Raw genomic sequence first — 16,715 nt, forward strand, 5'->3', positions numbered from 1 at the left:
CACCTCTCCCTTCTCAGCCCCGGAAGGGGGCCGCCCTGTTCTTCGAGATTCTGTCGAGTGCGATGTTGAGCTTCAGGACGTTCACCGCCGGGTCGCCCATGAACCCGGCGGCGCGCCCGGTGGTGGCGGCCACGATCAGCCGGTCGACCCGCGCGGTCGTCAGGCCGCGCTCGCGGGCGATGCGCGGGGCCTGCAGCCGTGCGTAGGCGGGCGAGATGCCGGAGTCCAGGCCGCTGCCACTGGCGGTGACGGCGTCGGACGGGACAACCGGACGGGTCGGGGCGTCCCCCCGCACGGGCACGATCACGCTCTCGCGGTAATCCTGTCCAGCGGCGGCGCATCGCACCCTGACACCACGGTATTCGGACCGGAACGGCGTCGCCGGGCAGGGCTCGTTGACGCTGATCACACGGGTCGGGTGGGCGACGGTCCCGGCGGCGTCGCGGGGGCCGGACACGGCCAGCACCGCACCCGCCCCGCCTGGCGTGCAGTAGGGGCGGCGGCCGTCCACGCCCTCCAGCTCACCGACGGCCTTGCTGCGCGCGCACACCTGGGACAGCAGGCTCGGGCCGTCCGCGGTGTCGACGACGTTCTCCGGGCCGAGGTTGCTCGCGCCGGACGAGGCCGGGTCGTAGCCGTCGCCCGCGGCCGACGGGCGGCTCTGGAAGTACTGCTTCAGCGGCCGTCCCTGCACGTCGGTGAACAGCTGCCCGATCAGGGCGCTGCCGACCCGGCGGCCGTCCGCGCCGACGTAGGACCCGTCGGCCTTGGCCTTCAGCCCCGGCAGCTGCGCGATCGCGGTGACGGCCAGCGGGTACAGGACGCCGCAGACGGCGGTGAGGACGAGGAGTGCCCGCAGCGCGGCGGCGTGCCGGCGCAGCAGGTTCTGGAACATGCCCATCAGGAGATCCCCGGAACGAGTTGGACGAGCAGGTCGACGGCCTTGATCCCGGCGAACGGGGCCACGACGCCGCCGAGCCCGTAGACGAGCAGGTTGCGGTTGAGGAGCTTGGACGCCGATCCCGGCCGGTACCGGACGCCGCGCAGCGCCAGCGGGATCAGCGCGACGATCACCAGCGCGTTGAACACGACGGCGGACAGGATCGCCGACTGCGGGCTGTGCAGCCGCATGACGTTGAGCGTGTCCAGGCCCGGGTAGAGCCCGGCGAACAGCGCCGGGATGATCGCGAAGTACTTGGCGATGTCGTTGGAGATCGAGAAGGTCGTCAGCGCGCCGCGGGTGATGAGCAGCTGCTTGCCGATCTCCACGATCTCGATGAGCTTGGTCGGGTCGGAGTCCAGGTCGACCATGTTCCCGGCCTCCTTGGCGGCCGAGGTGCCGGTGTTCATGGCGACGCCGACGTCGGCCTGGGCGAGCGCGGGCGCGTCGTTGGTGCCGTCGCCGGTCATCGCGACCATCCGGCCGCCGGCCTGCTCGCTCTTGATCAGGGCCATCTTGTCCTCCGGCCTGGCCTCGGCGAGGAAGTCGTCCACGCCCGCCTCGTCGGCGATGGCCTTGGCGGTCAGCGGGTTGTCGCCGGTGACCATGACCGTCCGGATGCCCATGGCGCGCATGCGCGCGAACCGCTCCCGCATGCCCTGCTTCACGACGTCCTTGAGGTGGACGACGCCGAGCACCCGCGCCTTGCCGCCGTCCTCGGCCTCGCCGACGACCAGCGGCGTGCCGCCGGACGCCGAGATGCCGTCGACCACTCCCCCGAGCTCGGGCGGGACGGTGCCGCCCTGCTCACGGATCCACGCGGACACCGCGCTCGCGGCGCCCTTGCGGAGCCGCCGGCCGTCGATGTCGACGCCGGACATCCGGGTCTGCGCGGCGAACGGGATCCACTCGGCGTGCGCCAGCTCCCCCGGGTGCCGTTCGCGCAGCCCGTACGCGGTCTTGGCGTGCACCACGACCGAGCGGCCCTCCGGGGTCTCGTCCGCCAGGCTCGACAGCTGCGCGGAGTCGGCCAGCTCGGCGGCGGTCACGCCGCCGACCGGGATGAACTCCGACGCCTGCCGGTCGCCGAGGGTGATCGTGCCGGTCTTGTCCAGCAGCAGCGTGTTGACGTCGCCGGCCGCCTCGACGGCGCGTCCGGACATGGCGAGGACGTTGCGCCGCACCAGCCGGTCCATGCCCGCGATGCCGATCGCCGACAGCAGCGCCCCGATAGTCGTCGGGATCAGGCAGACCAGCAGCGACACCAGGACGATCCCGGTGACGCCGTGCGGGCCGAGCGCAGCGCCGGCGGACGCGCCGGGGTGCTGCGCCCACGCGAAGATCGCGAACGGCTGGAGCGTGGCGGTGGCGATGAGGAACGCGACGGTCAGCGCGGCGAGCAGGATGTTCAGCGCGATCTCGTTCGGCGTCTTGCGCCGCGACGCGCCCTCCACCAGCGCGATCATCCGGTCCACGAACGACTCGCCGGGCTTCTGGGTGATCTTCACGACGATCCGGTCGGACAGCACGCGGGTGCCGCCGGTGACGGCGCTGCGGTCGCCGCCGGACTCGCGGATGACCGGTGCGGACTCGCCGGTGATCGCCGACTCGTCCACGCTGGCGATGCCCTCGACGACGTCGCCGTCACCGGGCACGGTCTGCCCGGCCTCGACCACGACGATGTCGCCCCGCCGCAGCTCGGTGGCCGGCACCTCCTCCTCGGAGCCCTCCCCGGTGCCGGGCTTCCAGCCGGTGAGGCGGCGGGCGGCGGTGTCCTGGCGGGTGCGGCGCAGCGAGTCGGCCTGCGCCTTGCCGCGGCCTTCGGCGACCGCCTCGGCCATGTTCGCGAAGAGTACGGTCAGCCACAGCCACACCGCGGTCGCGACCGCGAACGCCGACGGGTCGCGGACGGCGAGGACCGTCGTCCAGACCGCGCCGATCTCCACGATCAGCATCACCGGGTTGCGCCACATCGCCCGCGGGTCGAGCTTGCGGAACGCGTCCGGGAGCGCGGCCCGGACGGCGGGCGGGACCCTGCCGGAACGTACAGAGGTGGACATCAGCGGATCCCTTCTGCCAGCGGGCCGAGGGCCAGCGCCGGGAAGAACGTGAGCGCGACGAGGACGAGCGTCACGCCGGCGACCATGCCGACGAACTGGGGGCGGTGCGTCGGCAGCGTCCCGGCGGAGACCGGGACGGGCGTCTGCCGGGCCAGCGACCCGGCGAGCGCCAGCACCACGACGATCGGCAGGAAGCGGCCGAGCAGCATCGCCAGCCCGAGGGCGACGTCGTAGAACGGGGTGTTCACGGTGAGGCCCGCGAAGGCCGAACCGTTGTTGTTGGACGCGGAGGTGAAGGCGTACAGCACCTCGGAGAAGCCGTGCGGGCCGCCGTTCAGCATGGATGAGCGCGGCCCGGGGAACGCCATCGCGACCGCCGTCCCGACCAGCACGAGCGCCGGGGTGACGAGGAAGTACAGCGACGCCAGCTTCATCTCCCGGGCGCCGATCTTCTTGCCGAGGTACTCCGGCGTCCGGCCGACCATCAGTCCCGCCACGAACACCGTGATGATCGCCAGGATCAGCATCCCGTACAGGCCGGATCCCACCCCGCCCGGCGCGACCTCGCCGAGCATCATGTTCAGCATCGCCATGCCGCCGCCGAGGCTGGTGTAGGAGTCGTGGAAGGAGTCGACGGCCCCGGTCGAGGTGAGCGTGGTGGCGGTGGCGAACATCGCCGAGCCGACGATCCCGAACCGCGTCTCGGTGCCCTCGGACGCCGCCCCGACCGCCTGCGGGACGGTGCCGTGGTGCGCGACCTGCGCGGCCGTGGTGGCGCAGATGCTCAGCACCGCGAGCACGCCCATCACCGCCGCGATCGCGTAGCCCTGCCGCTTCTGCCCGACCATCCGGCCGAACGTGCGGGGCAGCGCGGAGGCGATGACCACCAGCAGGAAGATCTCGATCCAGTTCGTCCAGGCGGTCGGGTTCTCGAACGGGTGCGCGGAGTTGGCGTTGTAGAACCCGCCGCCGTTGGTGCCGAGCTCCTTGATCGCCTCCTGGGAGGCGACCGGCCCGCCGGTGATGGTCTGGGGGTGCCCGGCGAGGGTGCCGACCGTGTGCGGATCGGCGAAGTTCTGCACAACACCGCCTGCGACCAGCACCACGGCGGCGACGACGGCGATCGGCAGCAGGATCCGCAGGACGCCGCGGGTCAGATCCACCCAGAAGTTGCCGAGATTCCCGGTGCGGCGCCGCGCGAGGCCGCGGACGAACGCCATCGCGACGGCCATGCCGACGGCCGCCGACACGAAGTTCTGCACGGCCAGGCCCGACATCTGCACCAGGTGGCCCATCGTGGACTCGCCCGAGTACGACTGCCAGTTGGTGTTCGTCACGAAGCTGACGGCGGTGTTCCAGGCGACGTGGTCCGGGACGTCCTTCATGCCGAGGCTCAGCAGCAGGTGGCTCTGCAGCCGCTGCAGCCCGTACAGCACGAGCACCGAGACCAGGGAGAACGCCAGCACGCTCCGCGCATAGGCGCCCCACGCCTGCTCGGCGCCGGGGTCGACGCCCATCGTCCGGTAGAGGGCGCGCTCCACCCGCCAGTGCTTCGTGGACGAGTAGACGCGGTGCATGTAGTCGCCGAGCGGCACGTGGACGGCGGCCAGCGCGAGCAGCAGGGAGCCGATGAAGACGACCCCCGCGGTCGTGGCTCCCATCAGAACCGCTCCGGGAACAGCAGTGCCGCGATCAGGAAGACCACGAGGAGCACGGCCAGCACCAGGCCGACGGCGTTGTCGACGGTCACAGCCGCCCCACCGCCTTCGCGACCAGGCCGAGCAGCGCGAAGACCGCGACGGTCAGCGCCACGAGCAGCAGATCAGTCATGAGCCTCAGAAAACACCTGCAACCAGGGCAAATACGGCTTCTTGACGCGTTCCCTACGCCCCCGCGCCCGATCTTCACGCGTTCGCTACGCGCCCGCCCCGGGACGCCCCGGCACGCCCCCGTCACGCCCCGGGGACACGGGCCCGCCGCGGCGGCACGCCCGGCTCCGGCCAGTCATGTCCGGCCCGGCGCGGGCGGGAGTAGGCTCGCGTCACCGAGCCGGTGACGAGGCGTGAGGGAACCGTCCATTGAGCGTGATCAACGTCGGGCAGTCCGTCGTCCTCGGCATCGTCGAGGGCCTGACCGAGTTCCTGCCGGTGTCCTCGACCGGGCACCTGAAGATCGTCGAGGGACTGATGGACGTCCCGGTGGACGACAAGGGCGTCGTCGGGTTCACCGCCGTCATCCAGGTCGGCGCCATCGCCGCCGTCCTGGTCTACTTCTTCGCCGACATCGTCCGGATCGTCCGGGCCTGGTTCCGGGGCCTGGCGAACAAGGAGGAGCGGTACCACCACGACTACAAGTTCGCGTGGTGGGTCATCTTCGCCACCGTCCCCGTCGTCATCGTCGGGGTCGCCGCCAAGCCGCTCATCGAGGGGCCGCTCGCCTCGCTGTGGGTGGTGGCCGGCTCGCTGATCGCCGGCAGCGCCGTGATGTGGCTCGCCGACCGGTTCGGCCGCAACAAGCGCGGCGAGGACGACACCGGCTTCCGCGACGCGATGCTCGTCGGCTCCTCGCAGATCCTCGCGCTGCTGTTCCCCGGCTTCTCCCGGTCCGGCGCGACGATCTCGACGGGGCTGCTGCTGAACCTCGACCGCCTCGCCGCCACCCGCCTCTCGTTCTTCATGGGCATCCCCGCGCTGACCGGCGCCGGCCTGTACGAGCTGCCCGGCGCCCTCGGGTCCGGCGAGGGCGCGCTGCCGCTCGCGATCGGCACCGCCGTGTCGTTCGTGGTCGCCTACGCCTCGATCGCCTGGCTGCTGCGGTTCGTCGCGCGGCACACCTTCACCGCGTTCGTGGTGTACCGGGTCGTGATCGGCCTGCTGCTGTTCGGGCTGCTCGGGGCCGGGACGCTGAACGGCTGACCGGGCCGGGGGGTGCCCGTGATCTTCGACACCGCCGTGCGGCAGACTGGCGACCGTCCGCACGGCCGGCCGCGGACCGCGCGTCCGACCGTGTCCCCATCCGCATACGGAGCGTTGCGCTGACATGACAGACCAGATGCAGGCCGGGACCGTCACGATCACCGGCCACGGGAAGGCCGGGCTCGAGGCGTACCTGGCCCGCCCGCTCGGCGACCGGCCGCGCGGCGGCGTGGTCGTGATCCACCACCTGCCCGGCTACGACGAGGGCACCAAGCAGATCACCCGCACCTTCGCCGCCCGCGGGTACGCGGCGATCTGCCCGAACCTGTACTCGCGGGAGGGCGAGGGCGTCAGCCCCGACGAGCAGCTCGTCGGGGACGTCGCCGGCGCCGCCGCGCACCTCAACTCGCTGGAGGGCGCCAACGGCAAGGTCGGCGTGATCGGCTACTGCTCGGGCGGCCGGCAGGCGTTCCTGGCGGCGGTGTCGCTGGACCTCGACGCGGCCGTCGACTGCTACGGCGCCTTCGTGGTGAAGGACCCGCCCGCGGACTTCCCGCTGCAGGCCACGTCGCTGATCTCCAAGGCCGGCGACCTGTCCTGCCCGCTGCTCGGGCTGTTCGGCGAGGACGACAGGTTCCCCGCGCCCGACGAGGTCGCCGAGCTGGACACGGAGCTGACCAGGCTCGGCAAGGAGCACGAGTTCCACAGCTACCCGGGCGCCGGGCACGCGTTCTTCTCCGTGGAGCGGACCTCCTACCGGCCCGAGGCCGCCGTCGACGGCTGGAAACGGATCCTCGACTTCTACGGCCGGCACCTCGCGTCCTGAAGGAGGACCCCCGCATGTGCACCTACCAGACCCACAAGGTCGAGCTGGCCGGGGCCGCCAAGGGCGCGTCCGGTTGGTTCACGCTGACGGACGGGGCGGTCTACGTCGACCACCCGTTCCACTCGACGAACGAGCACACGCTGAACATCGACTTCACGAACCCGTCCGACGGGCCGTCCGCGCGGGTCGCGGTCGAGCTGACGGAGGAGGCTGCGCTCGCGCTCGTCGAGGCCATCCAGAAGGCCCTCGCGTCGGCCCCGCCCGGCATGGCCGCCGCCGGGCCGCGCGGCGCCTGAGCGCACGCCGCACCTCCCCCGCACGCCGGCGGATGGACGCCGGGGCGGGCCCGGACGGCGCCCGCCACCGGGTATTTCATAGTAAATCGGTCGGAATAGTTGCATAGTGGGTGCCCGCCGTGTTCTCATACCGGCATGCGCCTCCGGCCCCGCCTCGTCCGCCGCCGCCACGTGGACCTGCTCCGCGTGACGGCCGCGCGCTGTCCGGCCTGACGATCCGCCCGCGGCCTCCGCCGAGGACCCGCCCGCGGAGCTCCGCCCGCCCGTCCCGTCCCCCGAGGCCGCGCGCCGTCACCGCGGCGCGCACGCCGCCCCTGCACGAGGAACGCGTCCCTCCATGCACAGATTCAGCACACCCCTGCCCACGAAACCCCTGCTCACCAAGCCCCTGCTCGGCGCGGTCGCGGCCGCCGTCGCGCTCGTGCCGGCCGCCGCCGGCTGCGGGGCCTCCGCGCGGGGCGCCACGAGCGCCATCAAGATCGGCTACTTCCAGGGCGCCGTCGCCGGGCCCGAGTCGGTCGTGGTGGCGAACAAGGACCTGGCAAGCAAGGTGCCCGGAACGATCCAGCTCCGGCCGATCGACAGCGGCGTCGCCGGCATGGCCCAGCTGCGCGCCGGCGCGTTCCCGTTCGTCGCCGGGGTCGGCAACCCGCCGTTCACCGGCGCCTTCACCAACGGCACCGACGTGACGGCCGTGTACGTCGAGGGCATCGACGCCTCCGGCCTGGCCGTGAACGGCAAGATCAAGGGACCGGGCGACCTGCGGAAGGTCGGCGTGCTGGTCGGGTCCACGCTGGACTTCCAGCTGCGCGGCTGGCTGAAGACGCGGGGCCTGGCCGACAAGGTGCAGGTCGCCGGCTTCGCCAGCGAGGCCGCCGAGGCCGCCGCCTGGAAGTCCGGGAAGATCGACTCGGTCTACATCAGCCAGTCGTTCCTGCTCGAACTGGAGAAGCACAAGGCCCGGGTGCTGGTGCGGTCCACCGACATCGCCACGCTCGGATTCGCGGCGGTCAACATGCTCGCGGTGTCCTCGCAGTACGCGCGGCAGCACCCGGACGTGGTGCAGGCGCTCGTCTGCCAGATGTCGAAGGCGGAGACGCTCGTGAAGGGCCCGCAGGCCGAGCGCTACATCCGCCCCGCGGCCAAGTTCGTCGGCGTCACGCCGGAGGACGCGATCGCCGCGACGAAGACCTACCCCTACATCCCCGCCTCGGAAGAGGCGTCGTGGCTGAAGGGCCCGGACGGGACGTCCGCGACCGGCCGGCTCGCCCAGAACTTCAAGCTGACGGCCGAGTTCCTCGTCACGCAGGGCCGCGCCAAGAGCGTGCCGGACCCGCAGAAGATCGCCCAGCACATCGACCCGAGCTTCTGGGACAAGGCCCAGTCGGGAGGCTGCAAATGAGCGCCGTCGAAACGAGCCCCGCGATCGCCGCGGCGGACGCCGCCGACGAGCCGGCCGGGGTGCGGCTGCGGGACGTCCGCAAGACCTTCAGCCGGCGGCGCCGGCCGGGGCGTCCCGCGCTGGACGGGGTGACCCTGGACGTGCGGCCCGGCGAGTTCCTGTGCCTGCTCGGGCCGTCCGGCTGCGGCAAGTCGACGCTGCTGAACATCATCGCCGGGTTCACCGCCGCCGACTCCGGCGAGGTGCTGGTCGGCGACCGGCCGGTCACCGGCCCGGGCCACGACCGGGGCGTGCTGTTCCAGACGCCGAACCTGTTCCCGTGGCTGACGACCTGGCAGAACGTCCTGTACGGGCCGAAGGCGCGCGGCGCGCTGACCCCGCGCGTGCGGGAGGAGGCCGAGCGGCTGCTGGACACCGTCGGGCTCGCCGACGCCCGCGACGCCTACCCGCACGAGCTGTCCGGCGGGATGCGGCACCGCGCCGCGTTCGCGCGGGTGCTGGTCAACCGGCCGGGCGTGCTGCTGATGGACGAGCCGTTCGGCGCGCTGGACGCCATCACCCGCGCCGCCATGCAGCGGTTCCTGCTGGAGCTGTGGCAGAAGCACCGCACCACCATCGTGTTCGTCACGCACGACGTGGAGGAGGCGGCCCTGCTCGGCGACCGGGTGTGCGTGCTGTCCGCGCCGCCCGGCGGCACCAAGGACGTCATCGACATCGAGCTGCCGCGGCCCCGCGCCTACGAGGACACCGAGACGCTCGCGTTCGTGAACGCCAAGCGCGGCATCCGGGAGGTGCTGGAGCGATGACGACCACGGCCGAGGCCCCCGCGGCCACCGCCTCCCCCGCCCGGCCGGCCCGCCGGCCGCGCTCGTGGCGGCGGGTGTGGACCGGCGCCGGCGCGATCGCCCTCGCCCTGATGGTCTGGCAGCTCGCCGCGCTCGTGATCGGCGACACCGTCACGCTGCCGACCGTCACCGAGACCGCCCGGACGCTCGCCGAGTACCTCGGCAAGCCGTATCCGGAGGTGCAGGGCAAGACGCTCGTCGCGGACGCGCTGATCAGCACCGGGCGGATCCTCACCGGGTTCCTGCTCGGCACCGCCGCCGGCCTCGCGCTCGGCGCGTCCATGGCCGGGATCCGGGTGGTCCGCGAGCTGGCCGACCCGCTCATCGCGATCATGCGGCCGCTGCCGCCGATCGCGTTCATCCCGCTGCTGGTGGTGTGGTTCGGCATCGGCGAGACCTCGAAGATCGCGCTGATCTTCTTCGGGGTGCTGCCGATCGTGACGGTCGCGACGCTCGGCGCGCTCGACGCCGTCCCGTCCGACCTGCTGAACGCCAGCCGCAGCCTGGGCGCCTCGCAGCTGCACACGATGCTGCACGTGCGGCTGCGCGCGGCGGTGCCCGGCGTCATCACCGGGATGCGGATCGCGATGGGCGGCGCGTGGACCGCCATCATCGCCGCCGAGATGATCGCCGCCACCGGCGGCGTCGGCTACCTGATCCTGCAGGCCGGCAACTACCTCCAGACGCCGCTGATCTTCAGCGGGATCGCCGAGATCGCCGTGCTCGGCTTCGCCTTCGACGGCCTGCTGCGGCTGCTGCTGCGGCTGGCCGACCCCACCGCCCGCCGCTAGACAAGGGAGAGGACCATGACCGATTTCCGCCGCATCGGCGGCCGCATCGGAGCCGAGTACACCGGCACCGACCCGAACGAGCTGCCCTTCGACGAGGTCAACGACGCGCTGCTGGCCCACAAGGTGCTGGTGTTCCGGGGCGCCGGCCTCGACGACGAGGGCCAGCTCCGCTTCGCCGCCCGGTTCGGGGAGCTGACCAGGGCGCATCCGACCGTCCCGTCCGTGGACGGGCAGCCCGACATCCTCCCCGTGAACGGCGAGGAGGGCATCCGGTCCAACAACTGGCACACCGACGTCACGTTCGTCCGGACGCCGCCGAAGCTCAGCACGCTGCGCGCCCTGGTCGTCCCGCCGTACGGGGGCAACACGCTCATCGCCAACTCCGCCGCCGCCTACCGGGACCTGCCCGAGCAGCTGCGGGACTTCGCCGACCGGCTGTGGGCCGTGCACACCAACGACTACGACTACGCGGTGCCGCGCAGCAACACCGACAAGGCGCTGGAGTACCGCAAGGTGTTCACCGCCCGCCGCTACGAGACGGCCCACCCGGTCGTGCGGGTGCATCCGGAGACGGGTGAGCGCGGCCTGTTCATCGGCGGGTTCGCGCAGAAGATCGTGGGGCTGTCCGGCACCGAGTCGCGCGACATCCTGCGGCTGCTGCAGCGGTACGTGACGCGGCCGGAGAACATCGTGCGGGTGGCGTGGAATCCGGGCGACCTCGTGCTGTTCGACAACCGCATCACCCAGCACTACGCGCCGGACGACTACGGCGACCTGCCGCGCACGCTGCACCGCGTCACCGTCGCCGGCGACGCGCCGGTGGGCGTGGACGGCGAAACCAGCTACATCATCCAGGGCGACGACGCCGGGCACTACACCCCGGCCGCGGCCGCCACCGCCGCCGCCTGACGTCCGCCTGACGTCCGTAAGGCGCCGTGCCAGGCCTCCCGGCCCTGGCACGGCGCCTTTTCCGCCCCCGTCGAGGATCCCGCCGCCACGGCCGCCGGCGAAGGTGCCCGTCCGCTTACATGCTGTCACCCCAAGGCAAGGTCATTGCCTGTTGTAGTCACCCTGAAGCTGTGAGTAACTGGTTCCGGCCGACCACGCCATGATCCAGCGAGGGGACCGACGATGGACGAGTGCAGCGTTGCCCGCGGACCCGGCTGCGGGACGGACGGGCCGCCGCGCACGTCCGGGGCCGACGGCGCGGCGGCCGGGCGGGCGAGCCGGTTGCCGTCCGGGCCCAGCGGCCTCGGCACGTCGGCGGCGCGCATCCTGGACGCGCTCCGCACGGCCCCGCCCCCGCCGTCCGTCCCAGCCCCGGTGACGCCCTCGCCGGACGCCCTCGCCCCTGACGCCCTCGCGCCGGAAACCCCCCGGCCGGGCGTCCCGGAGCCGGAAGCCGCACTCCCGGTCCTGCCGACGCCGTTGCCGAGCCCGACCCGCCTGGGCGGCCTCTTCTCGCCGGGTTATGCCGAGCGCGAGTGGGGCGATGGCTCGTTCCCGCCGCTGTACTGCCCGCTGACCGCGCGGATCGACGACGACCTCGCCCGCGTAGTCAACGACCGGCTCGTCGAATGGGCCGGCGAGGTCGGGATCTACGCCGACCAGCTGGAGAAGTTCCGCGACACCGGGTTCGGGCGGCTGGCCGTCCTCGCCCACCCCGAGACCGACGACGTCGACGCGCTGCTGCTCGCCGCCAAGATGAACGCCGCGTGGTGGGCGTGCGACGATTACTACGCCGACGAGAGCGACCTCGGCGCCACCCCCACCGAGCTGCCGCCGCGGCTGGCGCTGGTGATGTCGGCGATGGACCCGCCGCCGGACGCGGGCGGGTACAGCGCCCGGCTGGACGAGGCCGTGCGGTCCGATCCCGTCCTGGTCGCGCTGCGCTCGGCCACCGGGCACCTGAAGCGCCACTCCGGGCCGTCGCAGCTCATGCGGATCCTCAACACCACGTTCCAGATGTACGTGAGCTGGACCGCCTACGCGGCCTGGCGGCACCTCGGCGAACTGCCGCCGGTGTGGCGCTACCTCGCCGCCCGCCAGCACGACAGCTTCTACACGTCCATGACGCTGATCGACGTCGTCGGCGGCTACCAGCTGGACGCCGACCTGTTCTACGAGCCGCGCGTGCACCGCGCGGTGATGCAGGCGGGCACCGCCTCGGTCATCGTCAACGACCTGCACTCGGTGGAGCGCGAGGCCGCCGACGACCTGCCGGACTGCAACGTGGTCCTGCTGATCGCCGAGGAGGAGGGCTGCCCGCTCGAGGACGCGGTCCGGACGGCCGTGGCGATGCACAACGACTTCGTCCGCGGCTTCGAGGCCAGCCAGCGGGAGCTGGCCTCGGTCCCGTCCGCCGAGCTGCAGCGCTTCCTGCTCGGCGTGCAGAGCTGGATGGGCGGCTGCCTCGAATGGCACGGCGCCTCCGACCGCTACAAGTGACGCCCGGCTCCCCCGCCCCGCTCCCCGCCCCACCCGCCGACCAGCACCGATGACCCGAACCCACGAGAAAGGATCACCGGATATGACCGCGACCCAGGAGTCCCCGGTCCTCAGCAGCCTCTACCAGCACTCGGTGGCGGAGTACTGGAACGCCGAGCGCAACCCGGTCAATCTGCGGCTCGGCGAGGTGGACGGCATCTACCACCACCACTACGGCATCGGCGCCGTGGACTGGACGGTGATGGACGGCCCGGCCGAGACCCGCGAGGAGCGGACCATCGCCGAGCTGCACCGGCTGGAGAGCGCCCAGGCGGACCTGCTGATGAGCCACCTCGCCCCGGTCAAGGCGTCCGACCGGCTGATGGACGCCGGGTCCGGCCGCGGCGGGTCCAGCCTGGTGGCCAACCAGCGGTTCGGCTGCCGGGTGGACGGGGTGTCGATCTCCGAGGCGCAGGTCGCGTTCGCCAACGAGCAGGCCGAGCGGCGCGGCGTGGCCGACAAGGTGCGGTTCCACTTCAAGAACATGCTGGACACCGGCTTCGAGACGGGGGCGTTCCAGGCGATCTGGAACAACGAGAGCACGATGTACGTGGAACTCGGCCTGCTGTTCGCCGAGCACTCGAGGCTGCTGAGGCGCGGCGGCCGCTACGTGTGCATCACCGGCTGCTACAACGACGCCTACGGGCTCCCCTCGCGGGCCGTCAGCGAGATCAACGCGCACTACATCTGCGACATCCACCCGCGCAGCACCTACTTCCGGGAGATGGCGGCGAACCGGCTCGTCCCGGTGAGCGTCGTCGACCTCACGGCCGCGACGATCCCCTACTGGGAGCTGCGGGCCAAGTCGACGCTGGCGACCGGCATCGAGGCGGCGTTCCTGGACGCCTACAAGGGCGGCAGCTTCCAGTACCTGCTCATCGCGGCCGACCGGGTCTGATCTCCGGAGAGGGGGGCGGCCCGCCGGTGGGGGCACCGGCGGGCCGCGGGCTTTCCGATCGGGGCGGGAGGCGCGGGCGTCAGCTCGCCAGGAAGGTGCGGACGGAGCTCAGCACCACCGTGTCGGTGAGGTAGGTGAGGTGGTTCTCGCAGGGCACGTAGTTGTTGGTGGCGCCGCTGAGCATGGTGCTGGTGTAGGGGTTGATGACGCCGTCGCACGGCGAGTACCAGGTGGCGTACCTGGTGTCGCCGGGCGTCTCGTCACCGGCGGACAGCGTCTGGATGAACGACGAGCCGGGCGACATCTGCTGGCAGGTGACGAACGTCAGGCAGGCGTAGGCGGCGGTGGTGCCGTGGTTGGCGCCGGCGAGGGAGGCCAGGTGCCGCACGTACTGCTGGCCGCCGAGCTGCTTGATGTACCACCAGCTGACGAGGCCGCCCATGGAGTGGTTCACGATGTCGACCTTGGACGCGCCGGTCTGCGCCCGCACCTGGTTCACGTAGGAGGCCAGGCTGGCCGCGTTGGTCTTGTTGTCGCCGTAGGAGTTGTAGTTGAAGGCGAACATCTCGTTGCTGCTGTAGCCGGCCGCGGCGAACACCGCCTCCGCGGTGACCCAGTTGGACGCGCTGCCGGTGTAGCCGTGGACGAAGACCACGGGCGTGTGCCCGGCCGCATGCGCGGGCGCGCTCACGCCGACGACGGCACCGAGCACGGTGACCGCCGCCGTCAGGAGTGTGCCGAGAATCCGGCGCATCTGCTCCTCCTCGGGGGTGGGGGTTTCGTCACCGAGTGTCGGTGCGGCCGCCGGTCACCGCATCGGCGAAATCACCGGTCTCACGCCTCCGGTGCCTGCTCACGCTGGAACGTCGCGTAGAGCCACCAGAGCGACGGCAGGAGCAGCAGCGCGCCGACGCCGAGGGAGGCGAGGCTCGCGACGAGGACGGAGTCGGTGGCCGCGGCCTGGTCCAGGTCGACGCCGGGCAGCAGGTGCGGGTACTGGCCGACGCCCCATCCCCACAGCAGGCCGACGACGGCGAGCGCGGCGGTGGCGCGGACGGCGACGTACGCGCGCCGCCACAGCAGGACGATCGACGCGATCCCCGCCGCGATCGACACCACGAGCAGCGGCAGCCCGCGTCCGGAGGTCAGCCCGGTGAACAGCCGCGGGGCGTCGGCGTGCAGGACGGCGAGGCCGCCGCCCGACAGGACGCCCACCACCGCGCCCGCGGCCAGCGCCCGCCGCCGGAACCGCTCGGACAGCTCGGGGTGCCCGCCGCGCTCGGCGTCCCGGGTGAGGTAGACGGCGGCGAGGTAGGCGGCGACGCCGACGGCGAGACCGCCGCTGATCAGCGAGGTGGGGTTCACCCAGCTCGTCACGAGGTCGCCCTTCGCCGGCCCCGGCGGGACGCGGAAGGAGGCGATCGCGCCCGCCACCGTGCCGAGGAAGAACGGGGTGACGAGCGAGGAGAACGCGAAGGTGAAGCCGAACAGCCGCTGCTGCCACAGCGCCGTGCTGGCCTTGCGGAACGCGAACGCGGCGCCGCGCGCGATGATGCCGAGCGCGGCGAGCGTCAGCGGGATGTAGAGGGTGGAGGCGAGCGCCGCGAACACCGCCGGCACGCCCGTCCAGGCGACCACGAGGACGAAGATCAGCCAGACGTGGTTGGTCTCCCACACCGGGCCGATGGAGTGCTCGATCTGGGCCCGCTGCGGGCGGCCGCGCTCGCTGCCGCCGGCGAGCAGGTCCCAGACGCCGCCGCCGAAGTCGGCGCCGGCGAACAGCACGTAGGCGCTGAGGCCGATCCACAGCACGGCGAGCAGGATCGCGGCCGCCACGGGTCAGACCACCGTGAATCCGGTGACGTCCTGCTCCTGCGGCGCGATCGGCACGGGCTTGTCGCGGGCCATGCGCCGCAGCACGTACACCGACGCGACGGTGAGCACGGCGTACACGGCCCCGACCAGCACGGCGCCCCAGACCAGGCCGGGCGCCGGGTTGACGGCGTCGGCCGTCCGCAGGACCCCGTACACGATCCACGGCTGCCGGCCGACCTCCGTCACCGCCCACCCGGCTTCGAGCGCGCCGACCGCGGCGAGGCCCGACACCGAGGTGGCCAGCAGGAACCACCGGGTGCGGGGCATGTCGTGGCGGCGCCACCAGGACACGCCGAGCCAGACTGCCAGCAGCAGCATCGCGAGACCGAGGCCGACCATCACCTGGAAGCCCCAGTGCACGATGTTCACCGGCGGGCGGTCGGCGGGCGGCACCGTGTTCAGCCCGATGATCTCGGCGTGCGGGTCGGCGTGCGCCAGCAGCGACAGCCCGTCGGGGATCCCGAGCGCGTAGCGCAGCCTGCCGTCGATCGCGACACCGGCGATGTGCAGCGGGACGCCGCGCGCGCTGTCGAACACGCCCTCCATCGCGGCGAGCTTGATCGGCTGGTGGTCGGCGACGAACCGCGCCGCCCAGTCGCCCACGACGACCTGCGGCAGCGCGACGACGGCGGCGACGGTGAACGGAAGGAGCAGGCCGAGCCGGTGGTAGCGGTCGCGGCGCCCGCGCAGCATCGCCACCGCGTACACCGACGCGATGCCGAACCCGGCGACCATGAACGCGGCGAGGATCATGTGGACGGTCTGGGACGGGAACGACGGGTTGAACATGGCCCGCCAGGGGTGCACCTCCACGATGCGGCCGTTGACCGCCCGGAAGCCGACGGGCGCCTGCATCCACGCGTTCGCGGTCACCACGAAGAACGCGCTGAGCACGCCGGCGACGACGATCGGCACGCCGGACAGCAGGTGCTTCACCGGGCTCAGCCGGTCCCACGCGTACAGGTAGAGGCCGAGGAAGATCGCCTCGATGAAGAACGCGATGCCCTCCAGCGAGAACGGCAGCCCGATGACCTGCCCGTAGACGCCCATCATGCCGGGCCACAGCAGGCCCATCTCGAACGACAGGATCGTTCCGGACACGGCGCCGACGGCGAACAGCACGCCCATCGCGCGGCCCCACCGGCGGGCGAGCAGCCGGTAGTTCGCGTCGCCGGTGCGGTGGCCGCGCCATTCGGCGATCAGGGTGATGGCGGGCATGCCGACGCCGAGGCAGGCCAGCACGATGTGCCAGCCGAGCGAGACCGCCATCTGCGTCCGCGCGGCCACCAGGTCGCCGGGGGTCGCGCCGGCCGCCAGCTGCCCCATCACGGTCACGTGCCGCTCCCCCGGATTCCGTCCGCGCATCGGTCCGGCGGGGTC

At 72.4% G+C, this 16,715-nt stretch carries 16 protein-coding genes; 9 read left to right on the forward strand and 7 right to left on the reverse strand.

The window, feature by feature from the left end; genetic code table 11:
* Positions 1–13: 13 nt before the first annotated feature.
* Genes ACA514_RS01835 through kdpF form a run of 4 tightly spaced genes read right to left on the reverse strand, consistent with a single transcriptional unit; the run spans position 14 to position 4,750 of the window.
* Positions 14–901 (reverse strand): potassium-transporting ATPase subunit C, encoded by an 888-nt coding sequence (locus ACA514_RS01835; RefSeq protein ID WP_375039184.1) that lies wholly within the window; start codon positions 899–901, stop codon positions 14–16.
* A complete protein-coding gene (gene kdpB, locus ACA514_RS01840; RefSeq protein ID WP_375039185.1) occupies positions 901–3,000 on the reverse strand; it encodes a potassium-transporting ATPase subunit KdpB in 2,100 nt (699 codons plus the stop codon). The genes ACA514_RS01835 and kdpB overlap by 1 nt, the downstream gene beginning before the upstream one ends.
* Complete coding sequence (kdpA, locus tag ACA514_RS01845) at positions 3,000–4,661, reverse strand: potassium-transporting ATPase subunit KdpA (RefSeq protein WP_375039186.1); 1,662 nt, start codon at positions 4,659–4,661, stop codon at positions 3,000–3,002. The genes kdpB and kdpA overlap by 1 nt, the downstream gene beginning before the upstream one ends.
* Positions 4,661–4,750 (reverse strand): K(+)-transporting ATPase subunit F, encoded by a 90-nt coding sequence (gene kdpF / locus ACA514_RS01850; RefSeq protein ID WP_285914484.1) that lies wholly within the window; start codon positions 4,748–4,750, stop codon positions 4,661–4,663. Before kdpF ends, kdpA begins: the two co-directional genes overlap by 1 nt.
* Before the next feature lie 334 nt (positions 4,751–5,084).
* Here kdpF and ACA514_RS01855 point away from each other — a divergent pair, with 334 nt between their 5' ends.
* The 9 genes from ACA514_RS01855 (at position 5,085) to ACA514_RS01895 (ending at position 13,460) form a co-directional block, all read left to right on the forward strand.
* Entirely contained in the window at positions 5,085–5,915 is an 831-nt protein-coding gene (locus ACA514_RS01855) for an undecaprenyl-diphosphate phosphatase (RefSeq protein WP_375039377.1), read from the forward strand.
* Positions 5,916–6,039: 124 nt separating this feature from the next.
* Positions 6,040–6,741, forward strand: a complete 702-nt coding sequence (locus ACA514_RS01860) for a dienelactone hydrolase family protein (protein ID WP_375039187.1) — start codon at positions 6,040–6,042, stop codon at positions 6,739–6,741.
* 14 nt (positions 6,742–6,755) lie between these two features.
* Positions 6,756–7,037, forward strand: coding sequence for a DUF6295 family protein (locus ACA514_RS01865; RefSeq protein WP_375039188.1), 282 nt, complete (start codon positions 6,756–6,758; stop codon positions 7,035–7,037).
* 337 nt (positions 7,038–7,374) lie between these two features.
* Positions 7,375–8,439 carry an ABC transporter substrate-binding protein gene (locus tag ACA514_RS01870; protein WP_375039189.1) on the forward strand — a complete coding sequence of 355 codons (1,065 nt, stop codon included), beginning with the start codon at positions 7,375–7,377 and terminating at the stop codon, positions 8,437–8,439.
* Complete coding sequence (locus ACA514_RS01875) at positions 8,436–9,245, forward strand: ABC transporter ATP-binding protein (RefSeq protein WP_375039190.1); 810 nt, start codon at positions 8,436–8,438, stop codon at positions 9,243–9,245. Before ACA514_RS01870 ends, ACA514_RS01875 begins: the two co-directional genes overlap by 4 nt.
* Complete coding sequence (locus tag ACA514_RS01880; protein ID WP_375039191.1) at positions 9,242–10,075, forward strand: ABC transporter permease; 834 nt, start codon at positions 9,242–9,244, stop codon at positions 10,073–10,075. The genes ACA514_RS01875 and ACA514_RS01880 overlap by 4 nt, the downstream gene beginning before the upstream one ends.
* A gap of 15 nt (positions 10,076–10,090) precedes the next feature.
* Entirely contained in the window at positions 10,091–10,984 is an 894-nt protein-coding gene (locus ACA514_RS01885) for a TauD/TfdA dioxygenase family protein (RefSeq protein ID WP_375039192.1), read from the forward strand.
* A gap of 222 nt (positions 10,985–11,206) precedes the next feature.
* Complete coding sequence (locus tag ACA514_RS01890; protein ID WP_375039193.1) at positions 11,207–12,523, forward strand: family 2 encapsulin nanocompartment cargo protein terpene cyclase; 1,317 nt, start codon at positions 11,207–11,209, stop codon at positions 12,521–12,523.
* 82 nt (positions 12,524–12,605) lie between these two features.
* A complete protein-coding gene (locus ACA514_RS01895) occupies positions 12,606–13,460 on the forward strand; it encodes a geranyl diphosphate 2-C-methyltransferase (RefSeq protein WP_375039194.1) in 855 nt (284 codons plus the stop codon).
* Between the two features lie 79 nt (positions 13,461–13,539).
* On the opposite strand, the gene ACA514_RS01900 is transcribed toward ACA514_RS01895, so the two are convergent.
* The 3 genes from ACA514_RS01900 to ACA514_RS01910 form a co-directional block, all read right to left on the reverse strand.
* A complete protein-coding gene (locus ACA514_RS01900; protein ID WP_375039195.1) occupies positions 13,540–14,214 on the reverse strand; it encodes an esterase/lipase family protein in 675 nt (224 codons plus the stop codon).
* 80 nt (positions 14,215–14,294) lie between these two features.
* Complete coding sequence (locus tag ACA514_RS01905) at positions 14,295–15,296, reverse strand: cytochrome d ubiquinol oxidase subunit II (RefSeq protein ID WP_375039196.1); 1,002 nt, start codon at positions 15,294–15,296, stop codon at positions 14,295–14,297.
* A 3-nt stretch (positions 15,297–15,299) separates the two neighbouring features.
* Positions 15,300–16,661 (reverse strand): cytochrome ubiquinol oxidase subunit I, encoded by a 1,362-nt coding sequence (locus tag ACA514_RS01910; RefSeq protein ID WP_375039378.1) that lies wholly within the window; start codon positions 16,659–16,661, stop codon positions 15,300–15,302.
* Positions 16,662–16,715: the final 54 nt, after the last annotated feature.

Source organism: Actinomadura sp. NTSP31, from assembly GCF_041951385.1.
GTDB lineage: Bacteria > Actinomycetota > Actinomycetes > Streptosporangiales > Streptosporangiaceae > Spirillospora > Spirillospora napierensis.